The 1,026-nt window shown below is 55.1% G+C and carries 1 protein-coding gene and 1 pseudogene; both read right to left on the bottom strand.

Going from position 1 to position 1,026, the window contains the following annotated elements; genetic code table 11:
- The coding region (locus tag I5W_RS16215; protein WP_252717058.1) for a YDG domain-containing protein at positions 1-705 on the bottom strand (705 nt) is incomplete at its 3' end.
- An 81-nt stretch (positions 706-786) separates the two neighbouring features.
- Positions 787-969 (bottom strand): annotated as a pseudogene (locus I5W_RS34255) (YDG domain-containing protein); the annotation flags it as partial.
- Between the last annotated feature and the right edge of the window lie 57 nt (positions 970-1,026).

The raw sequence follows: 1,026 nt of genomic DNA, 5'->3' as shown, positions 1-1,026 counted from the left end.
CGAGCCACGTACATTCGCCGCACTGGCGTTACCCAACAACACCGTCGCCGCACCCACATTGCTAATGGCTGCGTTCGTCGTCGTGTCGTACACCTTATCCGATGCCGCCACGTTCGCTACCGTCACATTGGCCTTCGCAATCGTGGCCGTCGTCTTGTTCTGGCTTGACGTGCTCAATGCGTAGTTCGTCGTGTCTGCCAACGCCACGTTCACGCTCACCGTCTGGCTACCTGCAGCCGCGTTCGCATACGAACCATTGACCGTGTAATTGCTGTAGTCCGTCGCCGACGCCAACGTGCCATTGGCTGCAGAAGCGTTACCCAATAGAACGGTCGCCGCACCCACGTTACTGATCGCTGCGTTTGTCGTCGTGTCGTACACCTTATCCGACGCCGTCACGTTCGCTACCGTCACATTGGCCTTTGCAATGTTGGCCGTCATGTTCTGTTGCGTCGTTCCCGACAACGTGTAGTTCGTCGTATCTGCCAACGCCACATTCAGGCTCACAAGCTTATTACTACCAGCCGACGCATTCGCAAACGTCCCATTGGCCGTGTAGTTACTAAACGCCGTCGCATTGGCGAGGCTGCCATTGGCCGTACTAGCATTACCCAACAGGACGGTCGCCGCTCCCACATTGCTAATGGTCGCGTTCGTCGTCGTGTCGTACACCTTGTCCGATGCCGTCACGTTCGCTACCGTCACGGTCGCCTTCGCAATATTCGCCTGCAAACCAGAGAAACTCATTGCGTAACCAGCAACCGTGTTGTTTGAGGTAGCTACATAGAGCGTCGTGCAACTCACACAGATCGCCACATTCGTACCGGCCGCCGCACTACTAAATACACCCTTAGCGTAAATAGATGTAGCTGCGTCACCATCAATCAAACCACTCGCACCTGTCACCTGAACGGATGCCAAATTGGTCGTATCGTAGACTTTATTTGACGCCGTGGCATTCCCCGTCAAAGTCGGCGTAACGCGATAGAAGATATTCAGCGCCTTAGCAGTTTCACTACACCTGCA

It is taken from the genome of Herbaspirillum sp. B65 (genome assembly GCF_000333555.1).
In the GTDB taxonomy this organism is placed as follows: domain Bacteria; phylum Pseudomonadota; class Gammaproteobacteria; order Burkholderiales; family Burkholderiaceae_D; genus Herbaspirillum; species Herbaspirillum rubrisubalbicans.
Note: the sequence above shows the minus strand (reverse complement) of the source record. Positions and strands in the feature narration are given on the sequence as shown.